At 40.0% G+C, this 517-nt stretch carries 1 protein-coding gene; it reads left to right on the top strand.

The features are described 5' to 3' along the window. Positions 1 to 140 precede the first annotated feature (140 nt). Positions 141 to 517: sigma factor-binding protein Crl (gene crl, locus R7093_RS28145; RefSeq protein WP_318147398.1), on the top strand; the 377-nt coding region annotated here is incomplete at its 3' end.

Here is a 517-nt window from a genome sequence, read left to right as displayed (position 1 = left end):
TTGGAAGATGAATTATTAAGATGACAAATCTCCTAATTTAGTTAAGAGTGATATACCTGAGCAAAAAATAAGCTCATGATAATAAAAAATAATAATCATTATTGGGTGTTTACTTTAACTATATGGAAACGGAGATTCATATGTCAGAGACGACTCAGGGTCCAACACACTTTCGCTTGATGTCAAAGCTGAAGGCCATTGGGCCTTACCTGCGTGAACCGCAATCACAAGAAGGGCGCTACTATTTTGATTGTCTATCTGTTTGTGTAGATGACAAAAAGTCACCTGAGAAACGCGAGTTCTGGGGCTGGTGGATGGATTTAGAATCCATCGAAGGGGGCTTTACCGCTAAGTACCATATTGGGAAATACAACAAAGAAGGGAAATGGGTGTCTGAAGCTCTGCCGCAAAAAGTGGTAGAGGAAGTGTACTTTACACAAAGTACCTTTCATCAGAAGCTCATTGATACCTTGGCTGAACACTTCAAACTCGAAGTGGAATATCATACCGAGTCATT

This window comes from Vibrio sp. 1580, from assembly GCF_033340055.1.
This window is presented reverse-complemented; position numbering and strand designations above follow the sequence as displayed.